This window comes from Mesorhizobium sp. M0701, assembly GCF_040320365.1.
Classification (GTDB): domain Bacteria; phylum Pseudomonadota; class Alphaproteobacteria; order Rhizobiales; family Rhizobiaceae; genus Mesorhizobium.
Genome location: NZ_JAMYPO010000009.1, coordinates 1 through 14,995 on the forward strand (window position 1 = coordinate 1; position 14,995 = coordinate 14,995).

General features: G+C 62.3%; 16 protein-coding genes and 1 pseudogene. 8 read left to right on the forward strand and 9 right to left on the reverse strand.

What is annotated here, in order from left to right; all coding sequences use genetic code 11:
• Positions 1 to 148: 148 nt before the first annotated feature.
• Both NKI24_RS11170 and NKI24_RS11175 read right to left on the reverse strand, forming a co-directional pair.
• Positions 149 to 805 carry a glutathione S-transferase family protein gene (locus NKI24_RS11170; protein ID WP_352451125.1) on the reverse strand — a complete coding sequence of 219 codons (657 nt, stop codon included), beginning with the start codon at positions 803 to 805 and terminating at the stop codon, positions 149 to 151.
• A 61-nt stretch (positions 806 to 866) separates the two neighbouring features.
• Entirely contained in the window at positions 867 to 1,715 is an 849-nt protein-coding gene (locus NKI24_RS11175) for an alpha/beta fold hydrolase (RefSeq protein WP_352745246.1), read from the reverse strand.
• Between the two features lie 97 nt (positions 1,716 to 1,812).
• Between NKI24_RS11175 and NKI24_RS11180 the strand changes: the two genes are divergently transcribed.
• The 3 genes and pseudogenes from NKI24_RS11180 (at position 1,813) to NKI24_RS11190 (ending at position 3,171) form a co-directional block, all read left to right on the forward strand.
• Positions 1,813 to 2,337, forward strand: a complete 525-nt coding sequence (locus NKI24_RS11180) for a winged helix-turn-helix transcriptional regulator (protein WP_352451127.1) — start codon at positions 1,813 to 1,815, stop codon at positions 2,335 to 2,337.
• 75 nt (positions 2,338 to 2,412) lie between these two features.
• The gene (locus tag NKI24_RS11185) at positions 2,413 to 2,643 is read left to right on the forward strand and encodes a hypothetical protein (protein ID WP_023678501.1); all 231 of its coding nucleotides are present in this window, start codon (positions 2,413 to 2,415) and stop codon (positions 2,641 to 2,643) included.
• Positions 2,644 to 2,740: 97 nt separating this feature from the next.
• Positions 2,741 to 3,171, forward strand: a pseudogene (locus NKI24_RS11190) (GlcG/HbpS family heme-binding protein).
• Between the two features lie 10 nt (positions 3,172 to 3,181).
• Here the strand turns inward: NKI24_RS11190 and NKI24_RS11195 are convergent.
• The 3 genes from NKI24_RS11195 to NKI24_RS11205 form a co-directional block, all read right to left on the reverse strand.
• Positions 3,182 to 3,583 carry a hypothetical protein gene (locus NKI24_RS11195; RefSeq protein ID WP_023678503.1) on the reverse strand — a complete coding sequence of 134 codons (402 nt, stop codon included), beginning with the start codon at positions 3,581 to 3,583 and terminating at the stop codon, positions 3,182 to 3,184.
• 199 nt (positions 3,584 to 3,782) lie between these two features.
• On the reverse strand, positions 3,783 to 3,965 hold the full coding sequence (gene rpmF, locus NKI24_RS11200) for a 50S ribosomal protein L32 (protein ID WP_006203806.1): 183 nt from the start codon (positions 3,963 to 3,965) through the stop codon (positions 3,783 to 3,785).
• Between the two features lie 139 nt (positions 3,966 to 4,104).
• A complete protein-coding gene (locus NKI24_RS11205; RefSeq protein ID WP_031212144.1) occupies positions 4,105 to 4,863 on the reverse strand; it encodes a biosynthetic peptidoglycan transglycosylase in 759 nt (252 codons plus the stop codon).
• A 79-nt stretch (positions 4,864 to 4,942) separates the two neighbouring features.
• Here NKI24_RS11205 and NKI24_RS11210 point away from each other — a divergent pair, with 79 nt between their 5' ends.
• A complete protein-coding gene (locus NKI24_RS11210; RefSeq protein WP_352451129.1) occupies positions 4,943 to 5,860 on the forward strand; it encodes a polyprenyl synthetase family protein in 918 nt (305 codons plus the stop codon).
• Between the two features lie 170 nt (positions 5,861 to 6,030).
• On the opposite strand, the gene NKI24_RS11215 is transcribed toward NKI24_RS11210, so the two are convergent.
• From NKI24_RS11215 to tkt, 3 genes are all read right to left on the reverse strand, one after another.
• A complete protein-coding gene (locus tag NKI24_RS11215; protein WP_352451130.1) occupies positions 6,031 to 7,920 on the reverse strand; it encodes a potassium/proton antiporter in 1,890 nt (629 codons plus the stop codon).
• Between the two features lie 217 nt (positions 7,921 to 8,137).
• Positions 8,138 to 9,148: a type I glyceraldehyde-3-phosphate dehydrogenase gene (gap, locus tag NKI24_RS11220; protein ID WP_023678507.1), complete on the reverse strand. Its 1,011-nt coding sequence runs from the start codon at positions 9,146 to 9,148 to the stop codon at positions 8,138 to 8,140.
• 158 nt (positions 9,149 to 9,306) lie between these two features.
• Positions 9,307 to 11,298: a transketolase gene (gene tkt, locus NKI24_RS11225; RefSeq protein ID WP_352451131.1), complete on the reverse strand. Its 1,992-nt coding sequence runs from the start codon at positions 11,296 to 11,298 to the stop codon at positions 9,307 to 9,309.
• A gap of 260 nt (positions 11,299 to 11,558) precedes the next feature.
• Here tkt and NKI24_RS11230 point away from each other — a divergent pair, with 260 nt between their 5' ends.
• From NKI24_RS11230 to NKI24_RS11245, 4 genes are all read left to right on the forward strand, one after another.
• Entirely contained in the window at positions 11,559 to 11,831 is a 273-nt protein-coding gene (locus tag NKI24_RS11230; RefSeq protein WP_006200774.1) for a DUF4164 domain-containing protein, read from the forward strand.
• Positions 11,832 to 11,835: 4 nt separating this feature from the next.
• Complete coding sequence (locus NKI24_RS11235) at positions 11,836 to 12,201, forward strand: cell division protein ZapA (protein ID WP_023678510.1); 366 nt, start codon at positions 11,836 to 11,838, stop codon at positions 12,199 to 12,201.
• 174 nt (positions 12,202 to 12,375) lie between these two features.
• The gene (locus NKI24_RS11240) at positions 12,376 to 13,035 is read left to right on the forward strand and encodes a peroxiredoxin (RefSeq protein WP_023678511.1); all 660 of its coding nucleotides are present in this window, start codon (positions 12,376 to 12,378) and stop codon (positions 13,033 to 13,035) included.
• A gap of 151 nt (positions 13,036 to 13,186) precedes the next feature.
• Positions 13,187 to 14,059 (forward strand): MBL fold metallo-hydrolase, encoded by an 873-nt coding sequence (locus NKI24_RS11245; RefSeq protein ID WP_352745250.1) that lies wholly within the window; start codon positions 13,187 to 13,189, stop codon positions 14,057 to 14,059.
• 179 nt (positions 14,060 to 14,238) lie between these two features.
• Here NKI24_RS11245 and NKI24_RS11250 read toward each other — a convergent pair whose 3' ends face one another.
• Positions 14,239 to 14,748 (reverse strand): hypothetical protein, encoded by a 510-nt coding sequence (locus tag NKI24_RS11250; RefSeq protein ID WP_031212145.1) that lies wholly within the window; start codon positions 14,746 to 14,748, stop codon positions 14,239 to 14,241.
• Positions 14,749 to 14,995 lie beyond the last annotated feature (247 nt).

Sequence of the window (14,995 nt, forward strand, 5' to 3'; positions counted from 1 at the left end):
CCTCTCTCAGCGTTCCTTTCTGACCCTTTCGGCAGCGAAAGTCATAAGACAAGCAATTCCAGGAAAAGTGTGAAACGGTTTTCCGTACGGAATTGCGCAAAAACAAAGAGATAGAGCGGTTCGGCGTTTCCGTGAACGATGAACCACTCTAGCCATTGTTGTAGGGGAAGAGCTTGAAATACGGCTGCGCTTCCTCGATCACACGGGCAACCGAGGGGCGTTGCAGCAACCGGTCGTGATAGCGCCTGACCGCAGGATATTCGTCTCCGAACGGCTCGACCTTGTTGGCGTAGAACAGCGCGGGGGCGGCAGCGCAGTCGGCCATGGTGAAGCTCGCACCCACCGCCCATGTCGTCGACTGCATGTCCTGTTCAATGATGGCGTAGGAGCTGCGCAGCTGGGCGCGGGCCTGCTCGACGCCGAACGGATCGGTCTTGCCCTCCGGCCGCAGCCGGTCACCAACGATCTTCTGCATCGGTTCCTGGACGTAGAAGTCATAGATGCGGTCGGCAAGCCGGGTCTGACGGGCGAGATCGAGATCGCCGGGGATCAGCTCGACCGGTCCGGGATAATACGCGTTGAGATATTCGACGACGATCGTCGATTCCGGCACGGTCCGGTCCAGCGCCTCATCGCGCAGCACCGGCATCTTGCCGGCCGGCCACAATTTCAGGAACGCCGCGCGCGACTGTTCATTGCCGAGATCGACGACGACCGATGTGAATGGCGTGCCGTTCTCATAGAGCGCGATCAGCGGTTTCCAGCAGAAGGAGGCCAGCGGGTGAAGATGCATCGTCAGGGACATTTTTGCTCCTATCTTTGGTGCTTCGTCTCGCGGGCATCCGGTGTCAAGGTTCGGCCCGCTGCTACGTGGCCCGGCTGTGGGCGACGATCGCATCGATGATCGCGGCCCAATCGTCGGGATGCAGCTCGTGGCCGCCGCCCTCGATCCGGACCAGTCTTGCACCGGCGACCGCGTCGGCAAGAGCGGCGCCATGCTCGGCTGGAAAGATCGGATCGTCGGTGCCGTGGACAACGAGGAGCGGAATCTTCATCTCGTGCAGCCGCCCCGTCCAGTCCTCGCCGCTCCGATCTTCGCCGCCCTTGAGCATGAAGTGATTGGTCGCGCTGAGAAAGCCGCCGGACCGGTCGTAGTCCTGTTCCACGAACGCTCTCGTCCGCGCCTCATCGAACGGATGCGCGGTGCCGGCGAGCGCACGCGCGTTTTTGACCATGAAATCGACCGCTTGGCCACGGTCAGACCAGTCGACCTTCGCGCCTTCGGCCGAATGTTTCCTATAGGCCTCGGTGGTTCCGGGCAAATGCGACGTATCGATGCCCAAGGGCGAGCTGCTGATCACCGTCAGCGAAGTGACACGCGACGGGTATTTCAACGCAACGAGCTGCGCGATCATGCCGCCCATCGACATGCCGACCACGTGCGCCTTTCGGATTCCCTGGTCGTCAAGGACGCGGACGGCATCGTCCACCATGTCGTCGAATGTATAAGGCGGCTCGCCCGGCGCGTATTTGGTCGAACGGCCGGTATCGCGATTGTCATAGCGGATCACGAAGCGACCCTCGCCGGCCAGCTTCCGGCAAAACGCTTCGGGCCACCAAAGCATGGAAGCCATCGCGCCCATGATCAACACCGCCGGATGGGCCGGATCGCCGAACGTCTGGGATGCGATTTCGGGGTCTTCGGCGTTTTTCATGGCTTTCCTCCTTGGGCTTCCAATCCGATTGCATTTTGCAATCAGTTGCACGATATTAAAACCGATACGATAATGCAACCGGTTTTTGGAGATTCGCATGAACATCGATCGTCGGTCCGGATGCCCCATCAACCTGTCGCTCGAAGTGTTCGGTGACCGGTGGAGCCTGATCATCCTTCGCGACATCATCTTCGGCGGCAGACGCCACTTTCGCGAACTGCTCAACGGCTCGATGGAGGGCATCGCCTCCAACATCCTCGCCGACCGGCTGAAGCGGCTGATGGAGCTCGGCATGCTGACCAAGGCAGACGATCCCTCCCACAAGCAAAAGGCGATCTACAGCCTGACCGAAATGGCGATTACGCTGGTGCCAATCCTGGCGCATCTCGGCGCCTGGGGCCGCGTCTGGCTGCCGGTCAGCGAAGAGCTCTCTATCCGTGCCGAGCTTCTGGAAAAAGGCGGCCCGCCGATGTGGGATAAGTTCATGAACGAGTTGCGCCACGAGCATCTGGGTGCGTCTCCCGCCCCATCTGGACCCACCGTCCGCGCGACTTTGCAGGCCGGATACGATGCGGTAGTCGCCCGCAAGGCTGAGCGAGTTGGCTGCGATCCGGCGCCATGACCAACTTATTTTCCCAATTGCGGGCTGGCTCTGCTATCAAGGGACTGAAGATAATTTACGGATTGGATAACGCTCTTGGTCGAGAACTCTAAGGACACTGCCCGTGCGCGGGCCGATTTGCGTTTCAAGAAACAGGAAGAGGCAGCCACGGTTCGCCAGAAGGCGATGGCGGAATATGTCGCCGAGAGCGACGCTCGCCAAGCCAAGACCAACAAGCTGCGGGCGCTGCGCCTCGCCAAGGAAGCGGAAGACCTGGCCAATGCGCCTCCGGCCCCGGTGAAGAAGCCTCGCGCCAAGAAGAAATAGGCCGGCGCTTCCAGAATGCATGCTTCCTTTCGCACGCGAAACAGTTCACTCGGAGTCTGTTCTGCCGGTTGATAACTGGCGCGTTTAGGAGACGGCCATGACCGCACTGACGCTCGACAAAGCCCTTGAATCATCGCCGCCGCCTTTGCCAAGGGTGCCGAGCTCAAGCTCAGGCCGCTTGGCGTCTCGGTGCTCGACGCCGGCGCCCATCTGGTCGCGTTCCAGCGTCAGGACGGCGCCTCGTTCCTGCGTCCGCAAATGTCGGCCGGCAAGGCCTATGGCGCGCTCGCTATCGGAATGGGCTCGCGCCGGGTGGAAGCTTTCGCCAAGGAGCGCCCGCATCTGATCGCCGGCGTCTCCGACGTGTCGGGCGGGCGCGTCCTGCCGGTCGTCGGCGGCGTGCTGATCCGTGACAACGCCGGCACGATCATCGGCGCCATCGGTATTTCCGGCGACACGTCCGACAATGATGAAACGGCAGCCATCGCCGGTGTCGAGGCGGCTGGCTTCTCCGCTGACCCGGGCTGAGTCGGGATCCTTAACTCATATTGATGTCGCGGGTGGCCGACCGCATCGACACCGAAAAGCCGGCCAGCACGTCGATCAGCGCTATGACCATCAGTGTGAAGAAAACGGAATGGGCGGCGCCCTTCACCAGCAGGAACTCGACCAGATAGGCCACAAAGACGAAGGTCGACAAAAGATGGTCCATGATCGAGGCATTTGTCGTGCGCGTCGACTTCACCACTTCGACGAACAAGAAGATCAGTGCGATCAGCACGATGAGGTCGCCGAGGGTCATCGAGAACACGCCACCCGACATCATCCGGACCGAAAACATTTCGGTGGCCCACGGATCGTCGCCGCTGCCGAATATTCCCAGAAGCCCGAGATTGTAGAGGATGAAAGGCACGATCAGCAGCGGGATGGCACCGAACATGTGGCGGCTCCGGTTGGACTGATCTTTGTAGAGTGCGCCCGGCGTTCGCCGTCAAGAATTTTCGTGCGGCCGATAAACACGGACAAAGACGGCGTGAAACAACAATGTCAGGCCCGGCTGATACGATCAGTTGTCGCAAACGCAAAAAGACCGGCCAATGGCCGGTCGTTTCGCAACCCATAAACCGTCGAAAGCTCTCTCAGCTTTCCTTCGGCTCCAGAACCTGGCGACCGCGATACATGCCGGTCTTCAGGTCGATATGGTGCGGACGGCGCATCTCGCCGGAGTTCTTGTCCTCGACATAGGTCGGGGCCTTCAGTGCGTCGGCAGAACGGCGCATGCCGCGCTTCGACGGAGAGGTTTTTCGTTTCGGAACGGCCATGGATATGCTCCACTACATGGTCAAAACGCCCCGGCGGCCCTCGTGAAAGGGCCACATCAGGGGCCGGAATCTGAGAAAGTCGGGTGCCTATACACGCCCGACGGCGTTTTGGCCAGCGTCGCCGTGTTTTTTTTTGACACTATCGCAGGCAACCGACATAGGCGCCGGCGCGGCCGGCGCGCCGTTCGATCAACGCGGCAAGCCGCCTCAGTCCCGGCCCGGGCTTCGCCGGATTGCGCACGATCGGATTCGGCAAGGTGACGGCAAGCAGCGCTGCCTGCCGGCGCGACAGCTGTTTTGCCGAGACGCCGAAATGATGCTGGGCGGCGGCCTCGATACCGTAGATGCCCGGTCCCCATTCGGCGATGTTGAGGTAGATCTCCATGATCCGCCGTTTCGACAGCACCGCATCGAAATAGACGGCCAGCGGCAGTTCCACGACCTTACGGACCGAGCCCAACGGCCGCGACCATAGATAAAGATTCTTTACCGTCTGCATGGTGATGGTCGAGGCGCCACGTGTCATCTCGCCGGCGAGCGCATCGTCGACGACGCCGCGCAACTCGCCCAGATCGACGCCGCGATGGAAACAGAACTGCCCGTCCTCCGACATGATGACCGAATATGCCAGCACCGGCGCCACATCGTCGATGGAAACCCAGCGCCGATCGTAGCCAGAAAACGTCGCCAGGTCCTTCAGCATCAATGTCGACACCGGATGCACGAATGTCGGCAGGTACAGGAAGGTCAGCACCACCGGCACCAGCGCCAGCACGACGGCGACGGCGATGCCGCGCCGGACCCAGCGTTGAAGACCGATGCGGCTGCCGCGTCTCGGTCTCGCCATGTCCAACCCTTCGGTTTCGTGATCGACGATCGGTTCCGCCAAGCCACCCAGTCCGCGCTACTCCCTGCCCCCGGCATAATGGCGCTTGGCTTCTTGCGCAACGTCTGAGTGTCGGCTACCGCTCCCGACCATGACGAAAGACGATCAAATGGCGTTCGAAGCTGCACTTATTGCCCGGGCAGTTCCGCTCGAGGCGCTGCTGAGGCGGTTGCTCGACGGACGGACGCTTTCGGGCGAGGTCGCGCGGCCCGAACGCCTGATGGCGGCAATGCGACATGGCGTGCTGAACGGCGGCAAACGACTGCGTCCCTTCCTGGTCATGGAAAGTGCTGCACTGTTTTCAGCCGACGGCGAGGCGGCGCTGCGCGTCGCGGCGGCGCTCGAATGTGTGCACTGCTATTCGCTCATCCATGACGATCTGCCGGCCATGGACGACGACGATTTGCGCCGCGGCCAGCCGACCGTGCACAGGGCTTTCGATGAGGCGACCGCCATTCTTGCGGGCGACGCCTTGCTGACACTTGCCTTCGACATCCTTGCCGACGAGGCGACAATGCTGCCGGCCGAGCGCAGGGCAACGCTGGTGCTGGCACTGGCCCGCGCCGCCGGGGCGGGAAGCATGGTCGGCGGCCAGATGCTCGATCTCGAAGCCGAACAAAGCCGGCCGGACGAGGCCGGCATCATCCGGCTTCAGGCGATGAAAACCGGTGCGCTGATCCGCTTTGCCTGCGAAGCGGGCGCTATCCTTGCCGGCGCGCCGTCGGGCGACCGCGAAAGGCTGGCCGAGTTCGGCTCGGCGATCGGGCTTGCCTTTCAGCTTGCCGACGATCTGCTCGACCTGACCGCCGACGCGCATCAGATGGGCAAGGCGACCGGCAAGGATGCCGCGGCCGGCAAGGCGACGCTGGTCGCGCTGCACGGACCGGGCTGGGCGCGGGGCCAGCTCCATGGCCTCGTTGACCAGGCTCATGCGCTGCTCGAGCCTTTTGGCGCACAAGCCGCGCTTCTGAAACAAGCGGCGCAGTTCGTAGCGGCCCGCAACAATTAAAAGCGCTCCCTATGGCGCGCCGGAGAATTGGCGACTGATCGGCCGGACGCCCTCGCAACCGGCCGATCGGGATCATTTCCGGCGATGTCGGACCACATGGACCCGCCATACCAGTTGCCGAGCCATTCTTCAGCCTCGCGGCAGGGTTCCGCGGCTCGGGTGGACAGCGGTCAGCCTTCGCCAGTTGTCTTTTCCACCACTGGCTGCGGAACCGGTTCCATCTCGGCCGCCGCCTCGACCGCCTGCGCCTCGGCCGGCTTGCGCCGGTTGCGGATGAAGGCGGCGATGCGGTCGCGGATTTCGCCGGCGCTGAGGAACACCGGAACGCGCGCCACCGGCGCGGTCGGCTCAAAGGACAGGCCAAGGCCGGTGATCCTGCCCTTGTCGTCGACGTCGCGGACGATCAGCTCGATCGGACCGAGCAGCACGCGGTCGGCGTATTCGGCGTGGCCGCCGAGCCGGGTAGTGACCAGGTCGCCAATGCTGAGCTTGCGTTCCGCTTCGGTCAGGCCCGGCGCGTAGGCGGTCTCCAGTTCCTCGGCGGGGCGTGACGGATCGACGGCGAAGGCCCCGAAGAAATCCGCGTCCTCGGGATCGACCACGGCACGGCTGGCGAACAGCTTGTCGAGCAGGCGCGGATAGCGGTCCGGCACGAAGATGTAGACATGGTCGCCGGCCGCGAGCCGGCCCATATCCTGGAAGCGCATCGAGCGTCCGTCGCGCAGCACCAGCGACGGCCGCGCCCAGCGCGGAATGCGTTCGCCGCGCGCCACCGGGCTGCCAGGTGCCACGCGGTAGGCGAGAAGCTCATGATGGGCGGAGCCCGGCAGTTCCAATTCGACCTTGTCGAGCGGTCCCAGGCGGGCCGGCACGATAAGGCCGAGACGGCGCGCCAGCGGCCCGACGGTCCATCCCTGGATGATCAGCGAGACCAGCACGATGATGAAGGCAGTGTTGAAGATGAGGCGGCCGTTCTCAAGACCGCCGAGCAGCGGCGTGATGGCAAGCAGGATCGACACGGCACCACGCAGGCCAACCCACGAGACGAAGGCGACTTCCGGGCGTGGCAGACGGAACGGCACCAGGCAGAGCCAGACGGCGATTGGCCGTGCCACAAATACCAGGAACAGGCCGAGCAGCACTGCCGGCACCAGGATCGCCGGAAATTGCGAAGGCGTCGCGAACAGGCCGAGGATCAGGAACATGATGATCTGCGCCAGCCACGACATGCCGTCCTGGAAGCGCTTGAGGATGGTGACGGCCCGGATATCGGAATTGCCGGCAATCAGGCCTGCGAGATAGACCGCCAGGAAGCCGGAGCCGCCGACGGCACCGGCGGCAGCGAACACCATAAGCGACAGCGTCAGCACGAAGATCGGCAGCAGGCCGTGATCGAGATTGAGGCGATCGACAAGGCGCACGATGGCCATGCCGCCGAGAATGCCGATGACCGCGCCGAGCCCCATGTTGACAAGGAAGCCGACGGCAAGATCGGTGACCAGCACCTTGGCCTCGGGGTGGGTATTGGCGGCGATGACCTCGACCAGCGTGATGGTCAGGAAGATGGCGATCGGGTCATTTGTGCCGGATTCCACCTCGAGCGTGGACCGCACGCGCTCGCGCAAATTGATCTCGCCGGCGCGCAGCAGGAAGAACACCGCCGCGGCGTCGGTCGAGGCGACGGCGGCACCGAGCAGGAAGGATTCCAGCCAGGTCAGGTCGAGCAGATAATAGGCGGCGGCGCCGAAGAGCCCGGTGGTCAAAAGGACGCCGAATGTGGCCAGCGACAGCGCCGGCCCGGCCGCCTGCCGCAAGGCGTTGAGCGGCGTGCCGAAGCCGGAATCGAAAAGGATGACCGCCAGCGCCAATGAGCCGGCAAAATAAGCAACTCGGGCATTGTCGAAATGGATGCCGAGACCGTCGGTTCCGGTGGCGAGGCCGATGCAGAGAAACAGCAGCAGGAGAGGGGCGCCGAAACGGAAGGCGATCAGGCTTGAAAACGCGGCGGCAACGACAAGTGCTGCGCCAACGAGCGTCACAAGATAGATACCATGCTCCATTCGTTGGTCGCCCCTAGTCGATATGCTCCGGCATCACGGGAGAGTGGGGCGAAGACATGGCCGCTGCAAGGCAGCAGCGTGGCTTTTTGCCCCACGCTGCCGATCGTCGAAAGTTTTGGCACCCCCGAGCAGCGGAGCGTGCCTCGGCGGTTCGTGCTGCAATGAAAAACGCCCGGACTGAGCCGGGCGTCTCCAGGTCGAGAAGCTGGCTCTGCGATCAGGCGATGGTCTTGCCGAAGGCGACGGCGGTATCGCCCATGCGGTTGGAAAAGCCCCACTCATTGTCGTACCACGACAGCACCGAAACGAAGTTGCCGTCCATGACCTTGGTCTGGTCGAGCGCCACGATCGAGGAATGCGGATCATGGTTGAAGTCGATCGAAACATTGGGGTGACGGGTAACGGCGAGGATGCCCTTCAGCTTGCCGTTCGAGGCGGCGATCACCGCGTCATTGATCTCCTGGACGGTGGTCGGCCGCTTGGCGATGAACTTGAAATCGACGAGCGAGACGTTCGGGGTCGGCACGCGGATGGAGATGCCGTCGAGCTTGCCCTTGAGCTCGGGCAGTACCAGGCCGATGGCCTTGGCAGCACCGGTCGAGGTCGGAATCTGCGACAGCGCGGCGGCGCGGGCGCGGTAGAGGTCCTTGTGCATGGTGTCCAGCGTCGGCTGGTCGCCGGTGTAGGAATGGATCGTCGTCATCATGCCCTTTTCGATGCCGACCGCCTCATTCAGCACGGCCGCCAGCGGCGCCAGGCAGTTGGTGGTGCAGGAGGCGTTCGAGATGACGATGTGGTCCTTGGTCAGCTTGTCGTGATTGATGCCATAGACGACGGTGAGATCGGCGCCCTCTGCCGGAGCGGAGACGAGAACGCGCTTGGCACCGGCGGTCAGATGGGCGACGGCCTTGTCGCGGGCGGTGAAGATGCCGGTGCATTCGAGCGCGATGTCGATGCCAAGCTCCTTCCAGGGCAGTTGTGTCGGATCCTTGATCGCGGTGACCTTGAATTTTTCCTTGCCGACGATGATCTGGTCGCCGTCAACCGTCACCTCGTGCGGAAAGCGGCCATGCACGCTGTCGAAGCGCAGCAGATGCGCGTTGGTCTCGACCGGGCCGAGATCGTTGACCGCGACGACGTCGATATCCTTGCGGCCGGATTCATGGATGGCGCGCAGGATGTTGCGGCCGATGCGGCCGAATCCGTTGATGGCAACTCTGACGGTCATTGTTCTCTCCCTGGGAGTTGGAGGCCGAAGATCAAGTCCGCAGCTTCATAACGGCGGACGGGCAAAGAATCCAGCCGCCGAGGCGTGGATTTAAATCGATTAGTGCTCCACCGCCCGGCAAAACCGCTATGCCAGCCTTTGCCGGGCGGGGCTCACTTTCATTTGCCATGCAGACGGGCTTCCGCCGCCTTCACCGTTGCCTCGGCTGTGATGCCGAAATGCGGGTAGAGCTGTTCGATGGTGCCGGAGGCGCCGAAGCCGGTCATGCCGACAAAGATGCCGTCGGTGCCGATGAAGTGATCCCAGCCCTGACGGATGCCGGCTTCGATGGCAATCTTGAGCGGCGCATTGCCGATCGTCCTGCTGCGATAGTCGGCGCTCTGCTTGTCGAACAATTCGAAACACGGCACCGAGACGACGCGGGTCGCGTGGCCGTGCTTTTCCAAGGCCTCGCGGGCGGCCAGCGCGATCTCGACCTCGGAGCCCGAAGCGAAGATCGTCACCGCCGCCTCGCCACTGGCGGCGGCAAGTTCATAGGCGCCGCGGCTGGAGAGGTTTTCCGCAACGAAGTCGTTGCGTACCGTCGGCAGGTTCTGCCGGGTCAGCGCCAATGTCGAAGGCGTCTTTTCCGACTCAATGGCCAACTGCCAGCATTCCGCGGTTTCCACCGCGTCGGCCGGGCGTAAGACATTGTGGTTCGGAATGGCGCGAAGTGCTGCCAGATGCTCGACCGGCTGATGGGTCGGGCCGTCTTCGCCAAGGCCGATGGAATCATGGGTCATGACGAAGATCGAGCGGATGCCCATCAGCGAAGCAAGCCGCATCGCCGGACGGGCATAATCGGAAAAGCACATGAAAGTGCCGCCATAGGCGATAATGCCGCCATGCAATGTCAGCCCGTTGAGCGCGGCCGCCATGCCGTGCTCGCGAACGCCGTAATGAACGTAGCGCTGGCCGTAATCGTCGGCGGTGATGTTCTTGGTCTGGCTGGTCTTGGTGTTGTTGGAGCCGGTCAAATCGGCCGAGCCGCCGATGGTTTCGGGCACGGCGCCGTTGATGACCTCCAGCGCCATTTCCGATGACTTACGGGTGGCGACCTTCGGCTTGTCGGCGGCGAGCTTTTTCTTGTAATCGCCAATGACGGCGTCGAAGTTGGCTGGCAGCGTGCCACTGATGCGGCGTTCGAACTCTGCGCGCAATTGGGCATCAGCCTTGGCAAGCCGGCTTTCCCAGTCGGTGCGCGCCTTGACGCTGGTCCGCCCGGCGGTACGCCATGCGTCGACGATGTCGGCCGGGACCTCGAAGGGCGGCGAATCCCAGCCGAAGAATTTTCTGGCGCCGGCGATTTCCTCGGCGCCGAGCGGCGAGCCGTGCGCCTTGTTGGTGCCGGCCTTGGTCGGCGCGCCGAAGCCGATCGTCGTCTTGCAGGCAATCATCGTCGGCTTGTCGGAGTGGCGGGCCGCTTCGATGGCATAGGCGATCGCTTCCGGGTCCTGGCCGTCGATATGGCTGGCATTCCAGCCGGACGCCTGGAAGCGGGCGACTTGGTCGGTGTTGTCGGCCAGCGACACCGGGCCATCGATCGAGATGTTGTTGTTGTCCCAGAAGACGATCAGCTTGTTCAGCTTCAGATGTCCGGCAAGCGCAATGGCTTCCTGGGATACGCCTTCCATCAGGCAGCCGTCACCGGCCAGCACATAGGTGTAGTGGTCGACGAGATCATTGCCGAAAGCGGCATTCATGATGCGCTCGCCGAGCGCGAAGCCGACAGAATTGGCGAGGCCCTGGCCGAGTGGGCCGGTCGTCGTCTCGATGCCGGCGGCATGGCCGTATTCCGGGTGACCCGCGGTCCTCGACCCCAATTGGCGGAACTGCTTGATCTGGTCGATGGTGATGTCTTCGTAGCCGGTCAGATAGAGCAGCGAGTAAAGCAGCATCGAGCCGTGGCCGGCCGACAGGATAAAGCGATCGCGGTCCGGCCAATGCGGGTTCTTCGGATCGTATTTGAGAAAGCGGGTGAACAGCACCGTGGCGATGTCGGCGCAGCCCATGGGCAATCCGGGATGGCCGGAGTTTGCCTTCTCCACAGCGTCCATGGCGAGAAAACGGATCGCATTGGCCATCCGGTCATGTTGTTCGCGCGAAGTCATGCTTCCTCCAAAATGGGGGTTTGGGCCTTGGGAAAGCCCTTGAAAAGGGTGCGCGACACATAGCAGGCGCGGCCTTTTAGTCAACAAATCGGTGTGCTTTTGCCGGTCTTGTGATGGCCATGCGCGACTTACATTAGCGTTAGCAGGGGACAGTCGCGACAGCTTTATTGACGTGCGGTTCACACGACGCGTAATGTTTCAGGGATAACGCGTTCTGAACGTGGATGATTCGGTGATGGGCAGGGCGCAGGACGAAAGCCATGACCGGGGAAACGACCCTCAAGGAAGTCATTGCCAGGCTGGGTAAGGCCATCGAAGGGCTGGAAAACGCCGTCGCGGCCAAGCTCGAGCACGAGCGGGACTATTCGGAAGCCGAGGCCGAAGTGCAGCGGATGAACGCCGACCGCTCGCGGCTGGCGCAGGAGCTCGACAATTCCGAAGCTCGCGCCGAACGGCTGGAAGATGCCAACAAGGAAGTGTCGCGAAGGCTGGTGACAGCCATGGAAACCATCCGCGCGGTACTGGACAGGTAGGCCAATGGCACAAGTCACGGTTTCCATCGACGGCAAGCAGTATCGGATGGCCTGCGACGAGGGCCAGGAAGAGCATCTGATCGATCTTGCCGAGCGCTTCGACCGCTATGTCTCGCATCTGAAGGATTCTTTTGGCGAGATCGGCGACCAGCGGCTGACCGTGATGGCCGGCATCATGGTCATGGACGAGCTTTCGGAACTGCAGAAGCGGGTCAAGGGCATGGAAAGCGAAGTGCTGACGCTGCGCAAGACGCGCGACGATGCACTGACCAAGGCCGACAAGAACGATTCCGCGCTGACCGGGGCGCTCGGCGCGCTGGCCCAGCGCATGGAAGACCTGGCGACGACGCTGGCAGTGAACAAGGCCTGAGCCAGCGCAGCGAAAATTCCTGCGGCATTTGCCGAGAAGCAATGAAAATATTTCGCCGCCGGCCTTGATGCCGGCGCAACAGGCATTTGAAGGATGACGCCGGAGTGATAGAAAGGCAAAAGCAGCGCCGGTCAACGCCGGCTGCGATCTGCACTCACAGGGTAGGGACACGCTATGAGCCTTCGTATCAACGATATCGCACCGGACTTCACCGCTGAGACCACGCAAGGACCGATCAGCTTCCATGAATGGATCGGCGACGGCTGGGCAGTATTGTTCAGCCATCCGAAGAACTTTACGCCGGTTTGCACGACCGAACTCGGCACGATGGCCGGGCTCGAAGGCGAGTTCAGGAAGCGCAACGTCAAGATCATCGGCATCTCGGTCGATCCCGTCCAAAGCCATGAAAAGTGGCAGAATGACATCAAGACCGCGACCGGTCATTCGGTGAACTACCCGCTGATCGGCGACAAGGATCTCAAGGTCGCCAAGCTTTACGAGATGCTGCCGGCGGGTGCCGGCGAGAGCTCGGAAGGCCGCACGCCCGCCGACAATGCCACGGTGCGTTCGGTTTACGTCATCGGGCCCGACAAGAAGATCAAGCTGGTTCTCACCTATCCGATGACGACCGGCCGCAACTTCGACGAAATCCTGCGCGCCATCGATTCCATGCAGCTGACCGCCAAGCACCAGGTGGCGACGCCGGCGAACTGGAAGCAGGGCGAGGACGTCATCATCACCGCTGCCGTCTCGAATGAGGATGCCATCAAGCGCTTCGGCGCCTACGAGACGATCCTGCCATATCTCAGGAAAACCAAGCAGCCTTCCGCCTGAGCAGGCAGAGGCGGCACGGAGAATTTTCGGTTTTCCTGGTCGTGTGAGTGTGGGGTGCTTGACGGCGCCTGGTTGACGGACAACCATGCCTTTCATTTGCCGTGGCAGAGAAAGTCATTCCTGCCACGGTGAGGATCAAGGGGGGCTGGGATTGGACGCATTATCGGCCAGGTCGCAGGTCACCGGCTTCTATGACAAGCCGAGCGGGTCCGTCCAGTATGTGGTCGCCGACATGGCGACCCGCAAATGCGCCATCATCGATCCGGTGCTCGACTTCGACGAAAGGTCCGGTGCAACGGCAACGAAAAACGCCGACGCCCTGCTCGACTTCGTCAGGGAAAGCGGGCTGGAGGTCGAGTGGATCCTCGACACGCATCCGCATGCCGATCATTTCTCCGCCGCCCATTATCTGAGGGGGAGAACCGGAGCGCCGACGGCAATCGGCGAAAAGGTCATCGACGTCCAGAAATTGTGGAAGGTGATCTACAACTGGCAGGAATTCCCCGCCGACGGTTCGCAATGGGACAGGCTGTTCGCCGACGGCGCAACTTTTTCGGTCGGCGGCCTTCCGGCAAGAGTGCTGTTTTCGCCGGGCCACACACTGGCCTCGATAACTTACGTCATCGCCGACGCCGCCTTCATCCACGACACGCTGTTCATGCCGGACAGCGGCACCGCCAGGACAGACTTTCCCGGCGGCAGCGCCGAGCGGCTCTGGCGTTCGATCGAGGACATCCTGGCGCTGCCGGACGAGACACGTCTGTTCGTCGGTCACGACTACCAGCCGGGTGACCGCGAAGCGCGGTGGGAAAGCACGGTGGCGGAGCAGAAAGCCGGCAACATCCATGTTGCCGGCTGCAAGACGGAAGCCGACTTCGTCGCGCTCCGCCAAGCCCGCGACAGGACGTTGCCGATGCCGCGGCTGATCCTGCACGCGCTGCAGGTCAATATGAATGGCGGACGCCTGCCGGAACCGGAATCCAACGGGCGGCGCTATCTGAAATTTCCGCTCGATTGCCTGTGAGGAGATGGGTCGCTGCCACTACAATGCCGTTCAGACTCGGCGCTGCGCTCATCGTCCCGCGATGGTCATCCAAGTTATTGATCCTGAGTCGATTTTTGCAATGTTTGAATCCGATGATCCATACGGGGACCGCGTCGGCAGCCGGATGAGGAGCGGCGCAGACGCCAGCCAGTCCAGCGTCAGGGTTTTGTTCGGCGGGCTAAATGTTCATACGTGATTTGCCAAGGATCGCTCTCGGAAGATCTTTCCTCGCCGATCCAATGGAAGCTGGTGGCAGTGATCTCAGTGAAACGCCATCGAGTTTGCAGACCGCGCGAGTCATTGCCGAGCTGGACAATGTCCTTACCCTCGGCCCGCCCGATCTGGCGCGAGTGATCCCGGTTGAGCGGGTCGTTCCATATGATATGCCAGCCATCGATCCCAGGGTCGAAGATGCGCAAGGTCGTACCATACATCGTCGACGGCGCAGGGCGCTTGGGCCTGATCCAAACGTCCTGAATCGCGCGGCCTTCGAGCACCCAGCCAAAATGGCATTCGCCATCCCATTTCTGGATTGTGCCGTCGTCGAGGTAGTGGACCGAGTCCATTTCCCAGCTTCCAATTAGCCATCCATACAGGGCCATGTCTTTCGCTCGGTCGGCTGGCGGACCTTCGGATCCGAGAGCGGCCAGAAACGGAGAAATGGTCATCGTCACACTGCCTTTCGTTTTCAATAAACGAGCTCAACTGCCCGGCGCAGCCCCGGCGGCTCGTTGTCGCGCCGCCTGCCGCGAGCGCCGGGTTGTGGAATGCCGCGGTCGGCGCCGCAACATTGCCGCCACAGCTTGCAGTCTTGCGGTTTTCAGGGCTTGGGGAAAATTGCGGTAATGCCGCTATCGATGCGATCGTCTGGGGGCTACTGAGCAGTTATAGCGGCGGATCGGACATCCGCGAAGG

Excerpts from the sequence above, each read along its gene's own strand:
- NKI24_RS11170 (WP_352451125.1), bottom strand. The coding sequence starts at position 805 with ATGTCCCTGACGATGCATCTTCACCCGCTGGCCTCCTTCTGCTGGAAA.
- NKI24_RS11175 (WP_352745246.1), bottom strand. The coding sequence starts at position 1,715 with ATGAAAAACGCCGAAGACCCCGAAATCGCATCCCAGACGTTCGGCGAT.
- NKI24_RS11180 (WP_352451127.1), top strand. The coding sequence starts at position 1,813 with ATGAACATCGATCGTCGGTCCGGATGCCCCATCAACCTGTCGCTCGAA.
- NKI24_RS11195 (WP_023678503.1), bottom strand. The coding sequence starts at position 3,583 with ATGTTCGGTGCCATCCCGCTGCTGATCGTGCCTTTCATCCTCTACAAT.
- rpmF (WP_006203806.1), bottom strand. The coding sequence starts at position 3,965 with ATGGCCGTTCCGAAACGAAAAACCTCTCCGTCGAAGCGCGGCATGCGC.
- NKI24_RS11210 (WP_352451129.1), top strand. The coding sequence starts at position 4,943 with ATGACGAAAGACGATCAAATGGCGTTCGAAGCTGCACTTATTGCCCGG.
- NKI24_RS11215 (WP_352451130.1), bottom strand. The coding sequence starts at position 7,920 with ATGGAGCATGGTATCTATCTTGTGACGCTCGTTGGCGCAGCACTTGTC.
- gap (WP_023678507.1), bottom strand. The coding sequence starts at position 9,148 with ATGACCGTCAGAGTTGCCATCAACGGATTCGGCCGCATCGGCCGCAAC.
- tkt (WP_352451131.1), bottom strand. The coding sequence starts at position 11,298 with ATGACTTCGCGCGAACAACATGACCGGATGGCCAATGCGATCCGTTTT.
- NKI24_RS11230 (WP_006200774.1), top strand. The coding sequence starts at position 11,559 with ATGACCGGGGAAACGACCCTCAAGGAAGTCATTGCCAGGCTGGGTAAG.
- NKI24_RS11235 (WP_023678510.1), top strand. The coding sequence starts at position 11,836 with ATGGCACAAGTCACGGTTTCCATCGACGGCAAGCAGTATCGGATGGCC.
- NKI24_RS11240 (WP_023678511.1), top strand. The coding sequence starts at position 12,376 with ATGAGCCTTCGTATCAACGATATCGCACCGGACTTCACCGCTGAGACC.
- NKI24_RS11250 (WP_031212145.1), bottom strand. The coding sequence starts at position 14,748 with ATGACCATTTCTCCGTTTCTGGCCGCTCTCGGATCCGAAGGTCCGCCA.